Source organism: Flavobacterium sp. ALD4 (assembly GCF_002836475.1).
Classification (GTDB): domain Bacteria; phylum Bacteroidota; class Bacteroidia; order Flavobacteriales; family Flavobacteriaceae; genus Flavobacterium.
In genome coordinates, this window is the sequence record NZ_PJBJ01000030.1 from 169,301 (window position 1) to 187,056 (window position 17,756).

At 35.1% G+C, this 17,756-nt stretch carries 13 protein-coding genes; 2 read left to right on the top strand and 11 right to left on the bottom strand.

The annotated features are described in order from the left end of the window. Positions 1 to 154: 154 nt before the first annotated feature. The 4 genes from CXF59_RS09420 to CXF59_RS09430 all read right to left on the bottom strand — a co-directional run bounded on the left by CXF59_RS09420 (position 155) and on the right by CXF59_RS09430 (position 4,239). Complete coding sequence (locus CXF59_RS09420) at positions 155 to 1,324, bottom strand: acyl-CoA dehydrogenase family protein (protein WP_101137556.1); 1,170 nt, start codon at positions 1,322 to 1,324, stop codon at positions 155 to 157. Between the two features lie 166 nt (positions 1,325 to 1,490). Beyond that, complete coding sequence (locus CXF59_RS09425) at positions 1,491 to 2,372, bottom strand: helix-hairpin-helix domain-containing protein (protein ID WP_232758807.1); 882 nt, start codon at positions 2,370 to 2,372, stop codon at positions 1,491 to 1,493. 10 nt (positions 2,373 to 2,382) lie between these two features. Further along, entirely contained in the window at positions 2,383 to 2,547 is a 165-nt protein-coding gene (locus CXF59_RS15115) for a hypothetical protein (RefSeq protein ID WP_198554670.1), read from the bottom strand. Positions 2,548 to 2,568: 21 nt separating this feature from the next. Next, on the bottom strand, positions 2,569 to 4,239 hold the full coding sequence (locus tag CXF59_RS09430; RefSeq protein WP_101137557.1) for a sodium-dependent transporter: 1,671 nt from the start codon (positions 4,237 to 4,239) through the stop codon (positions 2,569 to 2,571). Between the two features lie 217 nt (positions 4,240 to 4,456). Here CXF59_RS09430 and CXF59_RS09435 point away from each other — a divergent pair, with 217 nt between their 5' ends. Continuing rightward, on the top strand, positions 4,457 to 5,935 hold the full coding sequence (locus CXF59_RS09435; protein WP_101137558.1) for an amino acid permease: 1,479 nt from the start codon (positions 4,457 to 4,459) through the stop codon (positions 5,933 to 5,935). 76 nt (positions 5,936 to 6,011) lie between these two features. On the opposite strand, the gene CXF59_RS15390 is transcribed toward CXF59_RS09435, so the two are convergent. From CXF59_RS15390 to CXF59_RS09470, 7 genes are all read right to left on the bottom strand, one after another. Then, positions 6,012 to 6,251 (bottom strand): PspC family transcriptional regulator, encoded by a 240-nt coding sequence (locus CXF59_RS15390; RefSeq protein WP_101137559.1) that lies wholly within the window; start codon positions 6,249 to 6,251, stop codon positions 6,012 to 6,014. A 70-nt stretch (positions 6,252 to 6,321) separates the two neighbouring features. After that, entirely contained in the window at positions 6,322 to 7,593 is a 1,272-nt protein-coding gene (locus CXF59_RS09445; protein WP_101137560.1) for a DUF2851 family protein, read from the bottom strand. Positions 7,594 to 7,667: 74 nt separating this feature from the next. Beyond that, positions 7,668 to 8,150: a 3'-5' exonuclease gene (locus CXF59_RS09450; RefSeq protein WP_101137561.1), complete on the bottom strand. Its 483-nt coding sequence runs from the start codon at positions 8,148 to 8,150 to the stop codon at positions 7,668 to 7,670. A gap of 143 nt (positions 8,151 to 8,293) precedes the next feature. After that, positions 8,294 to 9,655, bottom strand: a complete 1,362-nt coding sequence (locus CXF59_RS09455; RefSeq protein ID WP_101137562.1) for a pyridoxal-phosphate dependent enzyme — start codon at positions 9,653 to 9,655, stop codon at positions 8,294 to 8,296. 234 nt (positions 9,656 to 9,889) lie between these two features. Then, positions 9,890 to 11,836, bottom strand: a complete 1,947-nt coding sequence (locus CXF59_RS09460) for a putative porin (RefSeq protein ID WP_101137563.1) — start codon at positions 11,834 to 11,836, stop codon at positions 9,890 to 9,892. A 214-nt stretch (positions 11,837 to 12,050) separates the two neighbouring features. Beyond that, positions 12,051 to 13,481, bottom strand: coding sequence for a RagB/SusD family nutrient uptake outer membrane protein (locus CXF59_RS09465; protein WP_101137564.1), 1,431 nt, complete (start codon positions 13,479 to 13,481; stop codon positions 12,051 to 12,053). A gap of 17 nt (positions 13,482 to 13,498) precedes the next feature. Then, entirely contained in the window at positions 13,499 to 16,615 is a 3,117-nt protein-coding gene (locus tag CXF59_RS09470) for a TonB-dependent receptor (protein ID WP_101137565.1), read from the bottom strand. A 457-nt stretch (positions 16,616 to 17,072) separates the two neighbouring features. Between CXF59_RS09470 and CXF59_RS09475 the strand changes: the two genes are divergently transcribed. Beyond that, entirely contained in the window at positions 17,073 to 17,732 is a 660-nt protein-coding gene (locus CXF59_RS09475) for a ribonuclease HII (protein WP_101137566.1), read from the top strand. Positions 17,733 to 17,756 lie beyond the last annotated feature (24 nt).

Here is a 17,756-nt window from a genome sequence, read left to right on the forward strand (position 1 = left end):
TTATGTTTAAATAAGCTTTGAAAATTTACTTTTCCAGCGAATACAAGATCATCACTAATTTTAGCTTCTGCACATTCTATTTTTAAATTCACTTTCAAACGAAACAGAATTAATAATATCATTAAAAAGCGATTTTTTTATTTTAGATAAACTACTATTTCACAGCTGGCTTATAATCCTTATTATCAATTATCATTTTTGATAATATCTCCTTAAGTATTTCCGATGTTCCACCACCTATTGGCCCCAAACGACTGTCTCTTAATAAACGAGCCAAAGGATATTCTTCCATATATCCATAACCTCCTAGCATTTGCAAACAGCTATAAATTGCTTCGTCAGCCACTTTTGTAGATTTCAACTTAGCCATAGTCGCTTCTTTAACTACGTACTCACCTTTATCTAATCTGGCTACGGCAGCATAGTTAAACACTTTACAATGCTCCACCTCCGTTGCATGCTCTACTATCGTATGTCTCAATGCTTGGAATTTATCTATTGTTTTCCCAAAAGCCTCTCGTTGTGACATATAATCTATAGTATATTCCATTGCATACTCAGCCCTTGCATGACCATTTATAGCCATAATCAACCTTTCCAAGGCAAAGTGCTGCATGATATAAGGAAAACCTTTTTCTTCCTCTCCCATTAAATTCTCTGCTGGAATTTCAACGTTATCAAATGCAATTTCTGCTGTATCTGACGCTCTCCATCCCAATTTATCTAATTTCGTTGCAGAAACTCCGGTGGTTTTTGTGTCTACTAAGAAGATACTAATCCCCTTATTACCAATATCTGGTTTTGTTTTGGCGGCAACAATATAATAGTCCGCATAAACACCATTCGTTATAAATGTTTTTGATCCATTAATAACATATTTATCTCCTTTTCTTACAGCTGTGGTGCGCATTCCCGCAACATCACTCCCTCCATAAGGCTCTGTTATACATAAGGCACCTATTTTATCACCAGAAATACTTGGAGCTAAATACTCTTGTTTGATTCTTTCGTCACCTTCTGCATTTAAATGTGTCATGGCTAAATACGAATGTGCCCACATAGCAGCCGCAAAACCGGACGATTTAATCTTTTGAAGTTCTTCTAGAAAAATCACGGTGTAAAACAAATCTAAATTTAACCCACCATATACCTCCGGATAATTTATACCAAAAAAGCCCATTTCGCCAAACTTTTTCCATATAAAGCGTTCAATTGTTCCCGTTTTTTCCCATTTTTCGATGTGCGGTACAACTTCCTTTTGTAAAAAATCTTTTAAACTCTCTCTAAATAATTGATGTTCTTCTGTGAAATAACTTGAATTCATATTACTAATATTATTTTTAACTAATTGACGTGATTGAAACTCTAAACGATAGCGTTATTCTTAAGCTCTAAGTTTTTTTGGACTTGAGATTTTAAAGAAGAAATATACGACAAAACAACAATTTTGCAGTAAATTAAAAAAGATTGAACCCTCTTATTGTAAACTTCTAATCAAAGTCCAAATATAAGGCAATTATATTTGCTTTTTCAACAGGAAACCCCTTAATTTTTGTTAAATCCTCAACATTCTTAATATCGCCGTTCATACTCCTGTAGGTTACAATTTCTTTTGCGAGAGCGTATCTAAAATAGGAGAACTGAGAAATCTCTTTTAAAGAGGCGTTATTTATGTCGATTTTATGTACCATCGGTAACGCGTACACTTTGAAATGGGAATTAAGAGCTCCTATCACTTCAGGAGACAAACCCCAGACATCATTCATCTGCTCCATCGACACAAACCCCCCAAGGTTTTCTTTTAGTTTTAAAATCCGCAGTGAAATCACTTCCCCTATTCCATATATTTTAATCAGCTCTTCTTGCGTTGCCACATTAATATCTATTAAAACTGTTTTTTCGTTTTTGGCGAAAGCCTTATTTTCATATTTGACATAGCCCTTATTTTGTGTCGTGTTTTTTACCCAATCCGGAAATTTAAAATAAGGCGCTATCGCATTTAGTAAAGAATCAGAAATTTGTGTAACCGCTTGAAACTCTTTTGGAGAGTTTACATACTTGTTTTCTTTTCTATAATCCAACAGCCGATCGATTTCTCGAACAGACATACCGAGTTTGTACCCTTTATAATCGGTAATAAAATTGGGATTGAACGGATATACTTTTACAATGTATTTTGGATTTGATGCCTTGATGCTATCTATTTTAGATTGCATTGCAAGCCATTCCTGTTTATCGGGAGAGATTGTTTGGGTTATATTGAAGTCTGTAAAAAAATATACGAATTGCAACGCAACTATAAAAAATAATAAAACAAAAATCCCTTTTCGCTGATCACTAGTGAACATAAAAAGGGATTTTAACTTATTCATATCTAAAAATTTATTTATTTTCAGCATCTTGCCTAACTTCTTCCTCATCATTTTCACTAAAGGAGTCTGGCTCCTGTCTTGGCGGCATAGTCAATACTTTATAGAAAAAATAGACTGCAAAAGAAGTTACGATTCCCTGGGTCAACACCATTGTTATTAATGCTCCTGTATTCATTTGAATTGTGTTTTAAAATTTTTATACTGTAGCTCTACCCTCTCTGCGTCTTTTTAGAAAAGCAAAGTAAACCAACGAACTGATAAACATAAATAAACAAACTAACATCAATCTAGCAAAGTTTAAATACAAAATTTTATCTTGTAATTGTTCAATTATAGCTGGATCAGTAGCTAATGCTATTTGATCTCTAATTCCAGCATGTGTAAGCATTTTAATTATCGAACCATTATCTAATGGCCATCCGTTACCACTAAAAAAGCTAGATATATTTCCAGACCAATTATTCCCTAAAGGTTTAAATAAAGAACCTAAGAAAATGATTATCAGCAATACTGGTGTTACAAATTTAATGATAAATTTATAAATATTTGGCACTTTGATATCAGCACCACTTGTGATTTCACGCCATCCTTTGTTCATCCCAAAAATCCACGAAAACAATATCGTTTCAAACATCGCAAAAACAACTAAACTTACTGTTCCCGCCCAATAATCATATTCATCAAACACTCCTTCCTTGAAAAAAATAACTGTTGGTAAACCTAAAACTAAAATCATTGCTCCAAAAGACCAAGCTCCTTTATTTTTAGACCAACCAAATTCATCTCTCATGAATCCCATCCAAGGTGTCCCCATAGCTAATGAGGAAGTAATACCTGCAAAAAATAATAATCCAAACCAGCAAACACCCGCAACAACAGCTAAAGTAGAACCCCATTGTTCAAACAAATACGGCATTGTTTGAAAAGCCATTCCAAAACCTGCATTTTCAATCACCCAGTCCAAACCTAAATATCCTGCAGCAATAGGGATAACAATTAAACTTCCTAAGACTACTTCCACAAACTCATTCATAAAACCAGTCGAAACCGCATTTAGTGCTATATCATCTTTTTCATCAATATAAGCCGCATAACAATGAATTGTTCCCATACCCACAGACAAAGTAAAGAAGATTTGACCAGCAGCTGCCATCCAAACCTTCAAATCTAATATTGAATCATATTGCGGTGTCCAAAGGAAATTTAAACCATCCCAGGCATTTGCATCAGGAAAAATTTCTGAAGCTCCAGAAGTACCAAGAGTCAATCCTCTTACTGCCAGTACAACTCCAAAAAGAATTAATAAAGGCATCCCTACTTTTGCAACTTTTTCAATTCCTTTAATTCCTTTTGATAAAATGAATGTATTCAATATTAAACAGATCACATAGAAAATAACAGCTTCATAAGGCAAACCGGTAGTAGACTTTGATATGTCAGTATAAGAATCAAAGAATCCTGCAACATTAGCTTGACTCATCCCGTTAAATGTACCTATTAAAGTATGATACACATAAGACATTGTCCATGACTCAATATAACAATAATAAGAAGCAATAGCAATATTAGTAAAAATACCAAAGACACCAATGTATTTAAGCAACCGCCCTTTCACCATTGAATCGAGAATGTATGGAGTGCTGTGGTTTCCAAATTTCCCTCCATATCTTCCTGAAGACCATTCGATAAACAATAATGGAATACCCATAACGAGAAAACAAATTAAATAAGGAATGATAAAAGCCCCTCCTCCGTTTTCTATGGCCTGTACTGGAAATCTAAGAAAGTTACCTAAACCAACGGCATTCCCCGCCATAGCTAGTATAAGTCCAACTCGCGAACCCCATGAATCAACTTTTACTGACATATTTGTGTTTTTTGTTATGCTTCAAAGATAACAAAACAATCGAAAAATCAGCACTTAAGCAAAAAAGCATTACTATTTCATTATCATATTTATCATAAAAAAACAAAATGAACAATGGGCTCTAAAATCACTTTCACACCAAATTAAATAATATTATTTATTTAATCTAAAATAAACAATATATTTGCGCACAATTAACACTAAACTTACTAAATATATGTCAATCTGGAAAACAAAACCACTCTCGGTTTTATTAAATGAAGCATCCGAAGATGAAAAAGGGCTAAAAAGAACTTTATCTTCAAGATCTCTGGTTGCTCTGGGCGTTGGTGCCATTATTGGAGCTGGGTTGTTCTCGTTAACTGGTATTGCTGCAGCAGAAAATGCAGGTCCAGCAGTTACATTATCATTTATATTAGCAGCCGTTGGATGTGCATTTGCAGGATTATGCTATGCTGAATTTGCATCAATGATTCCTGTCGCAGGGAGTGCTTACACGTACTCATATGCCACAATGGGCGAATTTGTTGCTTGGATAATCGGTTGGGATTTAGTATTAGAATATGCTTTAGGAGCTGCAACTGTAGCGGTAAGTTGGTCTCAATATGTAGATAAATTTCTTATAAATTACGGAATACACATTCCACAATCTATACTGCATGGTCCTTGGGACGCAAAACCAGGGATTATTAATTTACCTTCAATTTTAATCATTTGTTTACTTTCTCTGTTATTAATAAGAGGCACAAAAGAATCTGCTTCCTTAAATAATATTTTAGTTATTTTAAAAGTAACTGTGGTAATTGTATTTATTGGTTTAGGCTGGGGCTTTATTAACAACGCAAATCATACTCCTTTCATACCAGTTAATGAAGGTGAAGCACTTTTAAGTTCTGGAAAGATGTCTTTTCTTAATTTCTTCAGTAGCGACTATTTTGGTCATTATGGCTGGAGTGGTATTTTGCGAGGTGCAGGAGTAGTATTTTTTGCTTTTATTGGTTTTGATGCCGTTTCTACTGCTGCGCAAGAAGCGAAAAATCCACAAAAAGGAATGCCAATTGGTATTTTAGGTTCATTAGTAATTTGTACTATTTTATATGTCCTTTTTGCTTACGTTTTAACTGGTTTAGAAAATTATCTTAATTTTAAAGGTGATGCAAGCCCTGTAACTACCGCATTTGCAAAAACAGGTTACACATTTTTAAATTCTGGGCTTACAATTGCAATTATTGCAGGATACACTTCTGTGATGTTAGTAATGTTGATGGGGCAAAGCAGAGTTTTTTATAGTATGAGTGTAGATGGTTTATTACCGAAATTTTTCAGTGATTTACATGCTAAAAATAGAACACCATACAAAACAAATCTTCTTTTTATGGTATTCGTAAGTATATTTGCGGGCTTTGTTCCTGTGTCAGACCTTGGTCACATGGTTAGTATAGGTACATTATTTGCATTTTCATTAGTTTGCATTGGTGTAGTTGTTATGCGAAAATCTAATCCAGATGCAGAAAGAGGTTTCAGAGTGCCTTTTGTTCCTGTATTCCCTATTGTAGGTGTTATTATCTGTCTAATTTTAATGGCTGGCTTACCTATTGAAAGTTGGGAGAGATTAGCAATTTGGATGGCAATTGGTGTTGCGCTGTATTTCGCTTATGGTAAAAAACGCAGTAAATTAAACAATCCAGATAAATAGATTTTTTCTAGCCTAAAAAAAGGGATTATAAAATACTTTATAATCCCTTTTTCTTTATATATACTTAGGCGCTACACTACAAATCAAATACTGAAGTTCTTTTAGCACGAATCAAATCTTTTAACTTGATCCAGAAAGCTAGAGTTAAATATACTCCAAACCAAAGTCCTGCCGTAACAAAAGATATGTAAATAAAAAAAAGTCTCACACTTGTCACTCGCATTCCTAAACTATCTGCCAGACGAGACGACACATGGAAGCCATACTTTTCAAAGAAGTACTTAAGCTTTATTATTCTAGGTACACTTTGTGCCATTGTATTATTTATTTATTCCACACCACAAAAATACATAATTATTTTTTGTTGAAACTAAAGATAGGAAGAATTAGGTAGCCGTCAGTAGTTCCATACCGATAGCACACTCTAAACACCTCCCTTTAGAACAGTACTCATTCTTAAGTTGCAACATTGCTTGCGTTTCAAAAGCACTCGCTGCATGCACTCCAAAGGATTTGAATTTATCCATAATGGCATTTTTCTCTGGCGCAACTTCATTTAGCAATTGGATCAAATCTTCTACAACCTCCCCTCCCCTGCTTTTAGCATATGCAAATTGAATTGGAATCAAGGTATTTACCACAATCAAATCTATAAACGACTTCGACAGCATTTTCTTCTTCTTTGGGCTTTCCTTATCAAATTGATAATGTTCTTGCCAATAGGAAGTCGCTGAAACCTGAAAAAGCTCGTAAATAGCCTTCACCGACGTGACTTCGCTTATTTGTGAAAATAGATTTTGGTTGCCATGATACAAATTAGCCAATTGTGAAAGTCGTATCGTGGGAAAATTATCAGGGCGGTGTTTAAAAAACTGAACTAGATTACCACTACTTTTTTCTATTTGGTATTTGTGCAACAAATAGTAAAACCTGAATTTTAAATCTTTAAAATAATTATCTTCCTTTTCAACGTCTAATAATCCTGCATTACCAAACAGTAAGGCTTCCAAATTTTCGGCCTCAGGTCCTTCTTTTCTGATAATCGAAAACGGAATGGAAGTCGCTATTTTTAGAAAGATTTCCCCGTTCGTGTTCAATCCGAAGTTTTTTGCCAACAGACAGAACAAAACCGCCTCCCAATCATTATTAGTTTGTTGAAGCAGCTCATAAATAGCTTTGGACTTCCTTTCCAATCGTTCAAAAAACAACCGCTCCTGCCAGTTTTTTAAAATAAAAGGGGAAACATCGGCTAACTGCTTTTCGCAGAAAATCCACGCTTTTGGAGACATCAATGAATTATAGTTATCTGTTATATCCCTGTCGACATATTTCTTGAGTTCCAAAACAGGAATTTCAGTATTATTTTTTCTGTAAATTTCAGTATCGTGTTCCCAAACTACGTGGAGAATTACGTTTTCGTATGCCACATCTCTTTCGTGATGATGTACATACCAGTCCGAAGATTTTAGGTGAATCTCCACGTTTCCGGCCCACATTTGATTACCGATTGTAATTTGAGCATTGAAAAAATCAGGGCCTGCCAACTCTAAATACTGACCCACATTGGCAATGGTGATTTCCTCATTATTTGAAGTTTTCAAATTAAGGATATCGAACTTCTTAAATTTCCAGAGGTAATGGAGAAAATCTTCTTTCATCGTAAAGCCTTGTAATTAAGAGACTAAAGTAACGAAAAAACGAATAACTTTTACTTTAAATTGAATCTTGAAAACTATCTCATTAAATACAGTTTGGCGCAAGCCCGAGCATCTGATAATGCTTCATGATGATTCACTTCAATTTTCATTGTCCTGCAACAATCACTAAGCTTTGTCGGTTTTAATCCTTTTGCTTTGTATATTTTAACGGTGCATTCCCATCGAGGCGATAGATTCAAATCATCGTAACTTAAGCCGTACAGCGCCATTGATTTGGCCAACACGTTCCTGTCAAAACTTTCATTGTGAGCGACTACAATTCGATCCTGTAGTCGCCTTTGGATTTCAGGAAAGACCTGCGTAAATGATTTTGCATTCACCGTATCCCTTGGATAAATTCCATGGACTTGAATTGTAAAAGGAGAATACAGATTGTTTGGCGGTTTAATCAGACTGACAAACTCATCTACTATTACTCCATTCTCAACTGTAACTATTCCCACCGAACAGGGATGGAATGCCGTTGCCGTTTCAAAATCTATTGCTGTAAATGTCATTTTTAAAGTTAGAAGTTAGAGTTACAGTTTAAAAATTATTGTATAAAATTTGGATACCTCATTATTAGTAGAAAAAACCACGAATTTACCGACTTTAACTCGTCAATATCGTGGTCTGTATGTTATAATTATCGAAAGTAAACCTACTTAATCGAACCTATAATATCGTATTTTGTAATAATATGGTGCCTTCCTTCTCCTAAATCAATCAATACCGCTGCATTGTCCCTGTTGAACAATTTAGAAACTTCTTCGATTGACGTTCCCATTTGCACAATAGGATAAGGACTTCCCATAATTTCCTTAATTGGTCTTTCGGCTGAGTTTTTATCATGTACATAACTTTGAAACAAGTCAGACTCATCTAAGGAACCTACAAATCCCGACATATCCATTACTGGTATTTGTGAAATTTTATATTTACGCATTCTTTCAATCGCGTGAGACACTAATTCTTCTGTACGAGCAACAATTAAAGGCTTGTAAATATGATCTTTTATAACATCTTCTGCTTTTTTAACTTCCTCTTCAAGAAAACCACGTTCGCGCATCCAATCGTCATTAAACATCTTCCCTACATAGCGGCTTCCCGAATCGTGAAATAAAACTACAACTACATCTTCTGGCTTGAAATGATCCTTTAATTGCAATAGCCCCTTAGTGGCAGCTCCTGCCGAGTTCCCAACAAAAATACCTTCTTCGAGAGCAATTCTTCGCGTGTACACCGCAGCATCTTTATCTGTTACTTTAGTGAACCCATCAATCAAAGAAAAATCTACATTCAAGGGTAAAATATCCTCTCCGATACCTTCTGTTATATAAGAATAAATCTCATTTTCATCAAAAATTCCGGTCTCATGGTACTTTTTAAATACAGAACCATAGGTATCAATACCCCAGATCTTGATATCCGGATTCTTTTCTTTTAGGTATTTTCCAACACCCGAGATTGTCCCTCCAGTACCTACACCAGCTATAAAGTGAGTAATTTTACCTTCCGTTTGAGCCCAAATTTCAGGTCCCGTTTGCTCGTAGTGCGCAATAGCATTCGATGGATTGTCGTATTGATTTACATACCAAGAATTTGGTGTTTCACTGGCTAACCTTTTTGATACAGAATAATAGGAACGAGGATCTGTTGGCTCAACATCTGTAGGACAAACCACTACTTTTGCGCCAACAGCACGAAGGATATCCATTTTCTCTTTAGATTGTTTATCTGACATGACGCATATCAACTTATATCCCTTAATAATAGCAACTAAAGCCAATCCCATTCCTGTATTTCCAGATGTTCCTTCAACAATAGTCCCCCCTGGTTTTAGTCTACCATCAGCCTCAGCATCTGCAATCATTTTTACCGCCATTCTGTCTTTTACGGAATTACCGGGATTAAAAGTTTCTACTTTGGCAAGTACTAATGCATCCACTCCTTCAATGACTCTATTTAATTTCACTAATGGTGTATCTCCTATTGTACCTAATATATTTTCTGCGTATTGCATTTAATTGTAATTTAAAGATTGTAATTTGTTATAAATACTTTTGCAAAGATAGTATTTTGTTAGAAACATTCATGCTTCTTATAGATTCCCTTAAGATTAATTGACGCTACTTTCTTTGATTAAGAGCTCCATGAATTTCATTTTTAACAATATTCCTTACTTGCTTCTTTGAGTAAGTAAATTATAATATCCATAATCGTTCGGACATGTAAACAAGCCCTTTAAGTTCAAAGATTAATTGAAGAAATTCCAGATTATCCCAAAACGAATCATGAAATCGCGGTACGGATTATTTGGAGCGGAGTAGAAATTATTTCCTGTAAGAGAAGAATTAAAGTGTTCTGCTTTCAAATAAACTCTAGTTCTTTGAATGCGTGCATTGATAAAAAAGTCAAGGTTGGGATAATTCCCAATTTCTTTCTTATCCTGAATAAAGAACTCCCCGATTACCGGATTATAATCATTAGCGAAATAATTTGCAAAATAATTCAAGGTTATCCCAGTTTGTAAAAATAATGCTTTTTTAAATAAGTAATTAGTGTAATAAATAGTATTCCTAGTAACAAGTTCAGGGACATTTAAAATTGCGTCCTGTTGACTTACTTTTTGATACAAGAAGGTATTATCCAGAGCAAAATTCCCGAATTTTATTTCCTTACTTACTTTAACCGATATATAATTTATAGTATTACCATATTGATTCGGGGTCACAATTTGCTGCTTTAGGTCTATTGCGCTATTCTCAAAATATAAATGATCATCCAACGTCATGAACTGTACTGCTGCTTCTACCCACGGGGTAATAGCAGTAGCGGTAATGGAGTTTATTTTTTCATTCTTGAAATTATTAGACCAGTTGTAATTCACATAACTACTTTGATACAAATTATAATTATCATTGGGCAACTTATTCAAATTTTGGTATCCAAAAGAGAATTGGTACTCCTCATTAAACTCATAATTTATCTTTGCCTCTAAATTAGATAAGGATTGATTCGTCACTGACCTTGAATACAAGAACTGCCCATTCCAATTCTTTTTTTGGTATTCATACTGACCACCAGCGCTATTTATATTTCTAGTCAATGAAGCTGGAATAGTTTTATCGTCCCTAATCAATATTTGGTTGTAGTAATAATTACTTCTAAAATCATCTGCGAAAAACTGGAACTTTCCAAGAGTAGTATTTTCATAGGTCAATCCTAGTTTATTATACATTTTATTATAATGTGTTTGGTCATTAATGCCGCTCGTTACATAGGAATCTCCAAATCTATATACTCTTTGAGAGCCTAATGTTGAAGGCACAGTTGCTTGATTGTATTCAAAAAATTTATTTTCGTAGTTAAATTGATGGCTGACGTATAAATTGTTAGATCCTTTTTTATCGTTTACCCTTAGAAAATGATCAAGAAACACGCGCTTACCTTTTAGAAATGATTTCGCATCAGTAAAGTATACCTCGAGTCGTTGTCTATTATCATAATTTGGATCTTCGTCTTCAAAATCACTGATTGTGGTAATTCCGCCATTTTCCTCATTTAAAATATCCTGACTCGTGAAATGAGCATTGGCAAAATAGCGCTCCCTTTTTGTATTGTAGCTTGTTGTAAATCTAAAATTACCAGTACTGGAAAGTTGGTTTATATACTTTCCTTCAGAGCGAAGGCCCTTGTATGCGATCGAAAAATTAAGCCTTGGATTAAGGTTTAAAGTAAAAAAAGCATCAAGCGTTTGTCCCTTTTGCATTACCGACTTGAAGTACAATTCGGTAACTGGTGTGGCGACCGAACTATATTTTATATCATTTGCTTCCAAAAAATTAAAATGTTTTGCCTTGAAACCAAATTCCGGATAAGGGGAAAACTCAGTCAGACTGTATTGTAAGGTATTATAGGTTTGCCCTTCATTTGAAAAAGGCAATAATCCGAAGATATCTTTTCGCAGATAGTTAAAACTATACTCTCTTTGAATGGTGAGTGAAGTGTCTAGGTAAGTGGTGTCACGTTCTATAGAAATAAAACGGTACTGGTCCATAGTGGCCACTTTTTGTCCATTGAGATTTTTTTTTGAATCCGATGCTATCCGACCTTTAGGCTCCATTGAATCGTCTCCTTGCTTTAACTGGGAAAACAACATTGTTGGCAATACTAAAAAATAAAATAAAAAGAGAATTCTCATTGTAAAAGGATGGAGTTAGGATATTATATAAAGGCAAAGGTAAATGATAAATATGTATAAAAAAACCCTTTATTTAATGGCATTGTATCGGATAAATTAAACCTAATTAATATACTCATTTGAATGAAGAAGTCAACGCCAGTCAAAAATAGGAACAAAAAAAACCGAGTTTGAAATTAATCAAACTCGGCTTACTAAAAAAATCCAAATTTTTCTACCTATCAGCATTAACTGATTCATCAATCAAGTCATTAGCGTCTATTTCAGCTTGCGGAATTTTCAAAAAGAACCTTTTGTCATCAGCAGTCAAACTAGATTCGCCTTTAACTCTTTGGTTACCCGTCCTAGTAATACCTCTTCTTAGACGTTTAGCGTCAAACCACTCTACACCACTTTCTAAATATAATTCTTTTCTTCTTTCAACTAAAATTTCCTCAAGTAGAGCAGCACCAGTATTAACTGATTTCAAAGCATTTATATCTCTATTCTTTTGCAAGGTGTAAAGCAAGTTATGAGCTCCAACTGCGTCCTGCAATCTATATTTCGACTCCGCCTCAATTAATATCATCTCAGGTGTACGTATGATAGAATGATCGGCATCAAAAGTAAACTGAAATTTATTAGTTATCCAGTAACGATAATCAGATAAATCAGTGATTGAGCTACTCTTCTTTTGAAAAACGGCTCTTACATCTGTTGCAGAAAATAAGTTTACGAAATCTACGTTAATATATGTTGCCGAATAAGACACCGTCAAATGATCTGTTCCTGCATGCGGCCAACCCCAGTAGTAACTACTTTGATCTGAACTTTGTGCACTTCCCCAAATCCATTCTACATTTGAATAATCATTAAATCCTAAACTGTAAGCTGATGCATTTAATACTGCCGTTGGATTACCTCCATAAGCGGCTTTAGCTGCAGCTTCAGCACCTGCCCAGTTACCCATAACCTGATATACTTGAGCTAGGATCCCATTAGCTACGCTTCTATTAATGTAAGATTTACCTAATCGTGAACTTGTTAGACCATCAACCGCTTTAGTCATATCATCAACAATCAAAGCATAAACATCTTTTACTGTAGACATTCCGTTTCCTGTAAGAGACAAACTAGTGTAAATTGGTGGTGCAGGGTAATTCAAATCAAAAGAATACGTAGGAGCAAACTCCATCACTAATTGATGATAAAAGAATCCTCTCAAAGCATAGCCATATGCCATTAATTCTTTTTTATCACTAGCAGATAATGAACTAGCCTCAACACCGTTTATTAAAGTATTTGCTTGGTTTATCATATAATACGAGTAATCCCAAGTAAAATTAACTCTTCTATAAGTTGGCTCACGATTGTCATTTTGATAATCAAAATTAAACCACGAAGGTTTAGTCATCGCATCATTCCCCTTCATTGATCGAGCATAGAAAATGGAGTTCAATCCAGCAGAGTCAACGTTAGTAAATTGCCCTCTAAAACGACGCATTATCCCTGAAATAAATGCTTCTACACCTGTTCTTGAAGTAAAAACTACTGACTCTGAAACCCCATCTGTGGGTTTAGGTTCGTCAAGAAATTCTTCGCTACAGCCAGCCAACATGACTACCGCCATGAAAGCAAATAAAAATTTTAAAAATATATTTTTCATCTTGTCTATTTTTTTTTTTAGAATTCTAAATTAATACCAAAAGACACTATTCTTTGGTTGTATGATCTACTATTGGTATTGCCATCCAAACTTTGTTCAGGATCTATACCCTTATGAGATTGCCATGTCAGCAGATTATCTGCTTGCAAATACAATCTTAATCTTGAAAGACTCGTTTTAGCTAATGCATCTTCAGAAAAATTATAACCCAAATTCAGCGCTTTTAATCTAACGTAGTCATTTTTGAATAAAAAACGTGTTGATTGCGAATTGAAATCATTATTTGCAGTTAAGAACAGAGGCACATCTGTAATGTCACCTGGCTGTTGCCAACGGTCTTTTAAATCCTGATGAGCTGACCTCCCAGGCGTTTCAAAACCTGACATTAAACCTGCATAGGTACTATCATAAATATATGAACCATAACTAAAGTTCAATAAAATATTTAAATCTAGATTCTTATACTTAAAGAAATTAGTAAGACCACCAACAACATCTGGAATAGATGACTTATCAGCATAATATCTAGTAGCTTCAGCAAAACTTTGTGTTGTCTCGCGTTCACCTGTAGCCAAGCCATCTGCCCCTAAAATATCTTTATACCACATTCCGTAACCTGTCGCTGGATCTACACCTGCCCAATCTCGTATATAAAAATCATATAATGATCTTCCTACTTCCCATTGTTTATCTCCATTGATAAAACTTTTTTGTGAAAGACTAGTAAGCTTATTGTTATCCATAGAAAAATTTAGTCCTGTTGTCCATATAAAATTAGGTGTAGCTATATTTCTGGAGTTTAACGAAACTTCCCAACCATAATTTTTTAAAGAACCGATATTTGTCAGAATTGCACTATTACCGGTAGAAGCTGGAAGCGGCTTAGCGTAGATCAAGTCTATTGACTCTTTAATATAATAATCAACCGAACCATATATCCTATCTCTAAACAAGCCAAATTCTAAGCCAATGTTTGAAGATGCCGTTTTTTCCCAAGTAAGAAAAGGATCAACTGCGCCACCTAGCACAACTCCTGTATTACTTAACTCATTAAAGCCTGTGTTGAACAATTGTAAATAAGGAAAATAAGACGCTGTCCTATTGTTTCCTAATTCACCATAAGACCCCTTTAATTTAAGATTACTGACTACTGTACTGTTTTGCAAAAATTTCTCTTCAGAGATCAACCAAGAAGCACCTACTGCGTAGAAGCTACCCCATCTAACATCTTTGTTGAAACGTGTTGAACCATCTCTTCGAAATGATCCCTCAAAAAAGTATTTCTCACCGTAGTTATAACTTAAACTACCCAAATAACTAGAAAGTCTTTCTTCTGTCACTGAACCAGAGACGTTAGATGGGGTCGTACTGCCACTTAATACATCTACCCCTGGCAAATAACCTTCTCCTTGCGCTCCTAAAGCATCTAATTCAAATTTATATGCTTCTTGAATTGCAAGAGCATTAAAATTATGGTTCCCAAAAGATTTAGAATACCTCAACGAGTTAGTAATGTTTGTACTAGTTGTGAAATCTCTATTTTGAGTAACTCGACCACCCACAGAAGAAGCATATCCTACTTCATTGCTTGCATACACATACGAATCGAAGAGGTATTTATCATAAGCTAAATTTGTCTTGAAAATCAAGTCTTTAGCCAAAGTAAATTCTAAATATCCGTTAGCTGTAAAATTATCTCTTTTATTTTTAGTTTTATAATTATACAACGATCCAAAAGCATTTTCATTACTTAGTGTAGGACGACTAGCATTCAAAAGCTGACCTGGAGTAGCTCCGTAATCAAATATATTATCTCCATTAGCGTCAGTAATTAAATCACCATTTTCTCCTCTTCTGTAAACAGGGTAAATAGATGGTACGGTATAAATCCACTGAATAGCACTTTGAAAACTAGAACCACTTTGTGTAGGGAAGTTTTGGCTCGACGTTGAATAAAAGGATGTTATCCCTGCTTTAAACCAGTCGGTTACCTGAGAATCTATACTTAAACGTGTTGTAATACGATCAAAATTAGAAGTAACTACATTTCCTTCTTGCCCTAAGTAATTTGCAGAAAAAGCATAGGCAGTTTTTTCGCTACCACCACTTAAACCTAGGGAGTGCTCTTGCCTAACCGCTGCGTTATTTAACATTAATTCCTCCCAGTTTGTCTCCCATTTTTTTTCTGATGACACTAAGTTACCATTTGCATCTACAGGAACAGCGTTTACATAAGGATTGTAACCCAACTCACCTACTAGTTGCCTTGAAGCATTTGAACCAGCAAGCTCTGGCGTTTGCCCACCTACATACTGATTTGCATTTCTCAAACCCTCCCAGCTGTATTTCATATAAGTATCCGAATCTACTAAGCCGTGTAATTTAACAGCATTACCAGCAAATCCTGCTAATGTAGAAAAAGTTACTCTAGGTGCGGTACCTAGCTTTCCTCTCTTCGTTGTAATAACGATAACACCATTTGATCCTCTAGAGCCGTATAGCGCTGTTGACGACGCATCTTTCAAAACACTAATAGATTCTATTTGATCAGAACTAATTGTATTTAAGTTCCCATTGAAAGGAGCACCATCTAAAATGATCAAAGGGTCAGCTGCGGCATTTATGGACGAAATACCACGAATACGGATTGTAGGGTTTTCACCTGGTTGGCCACCTGCAGCGATAATATTGACACCCGCAACAGTACCTTGTAAGGAAGTTAACACGCTTGTAGCTTGCTGCTTGCCTAACACTTCTTTACCAATTGTTGCGACGGAGCCAACGATCGACTTTGCCGTTTGCTTACCGTAAGCCACAACTACAACTTCATCTAGAAAATTTAACTTTTCCTTTAAAATTACATTAACGACAGAAGAAGCTCCTACTACCACCGTTTTCTCTATCATTCCTGCATAAGAAAAGAGTAAAATATCTCCCGCCTTAGCTTGGATCGAAAACTTACCGTCAAAGTCGGTTTGTATACCAGCTTTTGTGCCTTTAACGACAATATTAACACCCGGTATTGGTCCAGAACTATCTGAAACTACACCTTTAACTACTTTCTCTTGTGCAAAAGAAAATTGCATCGATAACGTTATTAATAACGTTATAAACCATTTGAATTTTAATCTCATATTTAAGTATTTGAATTAGTTACAACAAACTTGAGCTTTTTTTTTCAAAAAAAAAATTAAACAAAGCATAAAGTTTAACATTTTAATAACAATAGTATACACACAATAAAAAAACCTCTTTTTCAAACTACCGTCGCTAAAATAGTCTAAACATACTTTCACGTAAAAAGCTCTTACAAAAAAGTGTCTTTAGCGAAGAAGAATTGGCTACCAAAAAAGTACAAGAGCGATAAAAAAATAATGGTTTGTTTTTACTCCCTAAGAAAACCAATCACAGTATGCTATTTAATACACTCACGATATGCATGAATTTAATCAGCAACTCTGCTCTACGTCCATTACATGTAGACAAATTTCAGTTGACCTCAAAATAAGACAAATACATTAGTACAATGATATGCCATTAGATTAAAATTATTATCCGCACAGTTTAATCATTTTTCTATAAATTTGCTTTATGCTTCAACTTTACTTTTCAAAACTCCTTTTAGAATCCGGAACCGATGAGGCTGGTCGTGGCTGTCTTGCGGGACCTGTTACTGCCGCTGCGGTAATTCTCCCTTCCGACTTTGAGAATACAATCCTGAATGACAGCAAGCAATTATCCGAAAAAGTAAGAGAGAAATTACGGCCTTTTATCGAAAAGCAAGCCATAACCTTTGCGGTGACTCATCTGGAACCTTTAGAAATTGACAGCATCAATATCCTGAACGCCTCGATAAAAGCGATGCAGGAATGTGTTTTGAAGCTCAATCCGCAACCCGAGTACATCATAGTGGATGGTAACAGTCCTTTTATTCGAAAAAAAGGGATAAAAAACAGTAGTGGAAAAATTTTCACTCCAGCAGAAATCGACATTTTGTCTTCCATTCCGAATACTAGTATCATAAAAGGAGACGCTAAATTCATGAGTATTGCTGCCGCGTCTGTTTTGGCAAAAACCTATCGCGACGAATACATGAACCGCATTCATGATGAATTCCCTATGTACAACTGGAAAAAAAACAAAGGCTATCCCACCAAAGAACACCGGGAAGCGATAAGAAAATACGGGGTTACAAAATACCACCGAATGAGTTTTCGATTATTGCCCGAACAAATGAAGTTGGATTTATAATTTCAGATTAGCGATTTTTGATTT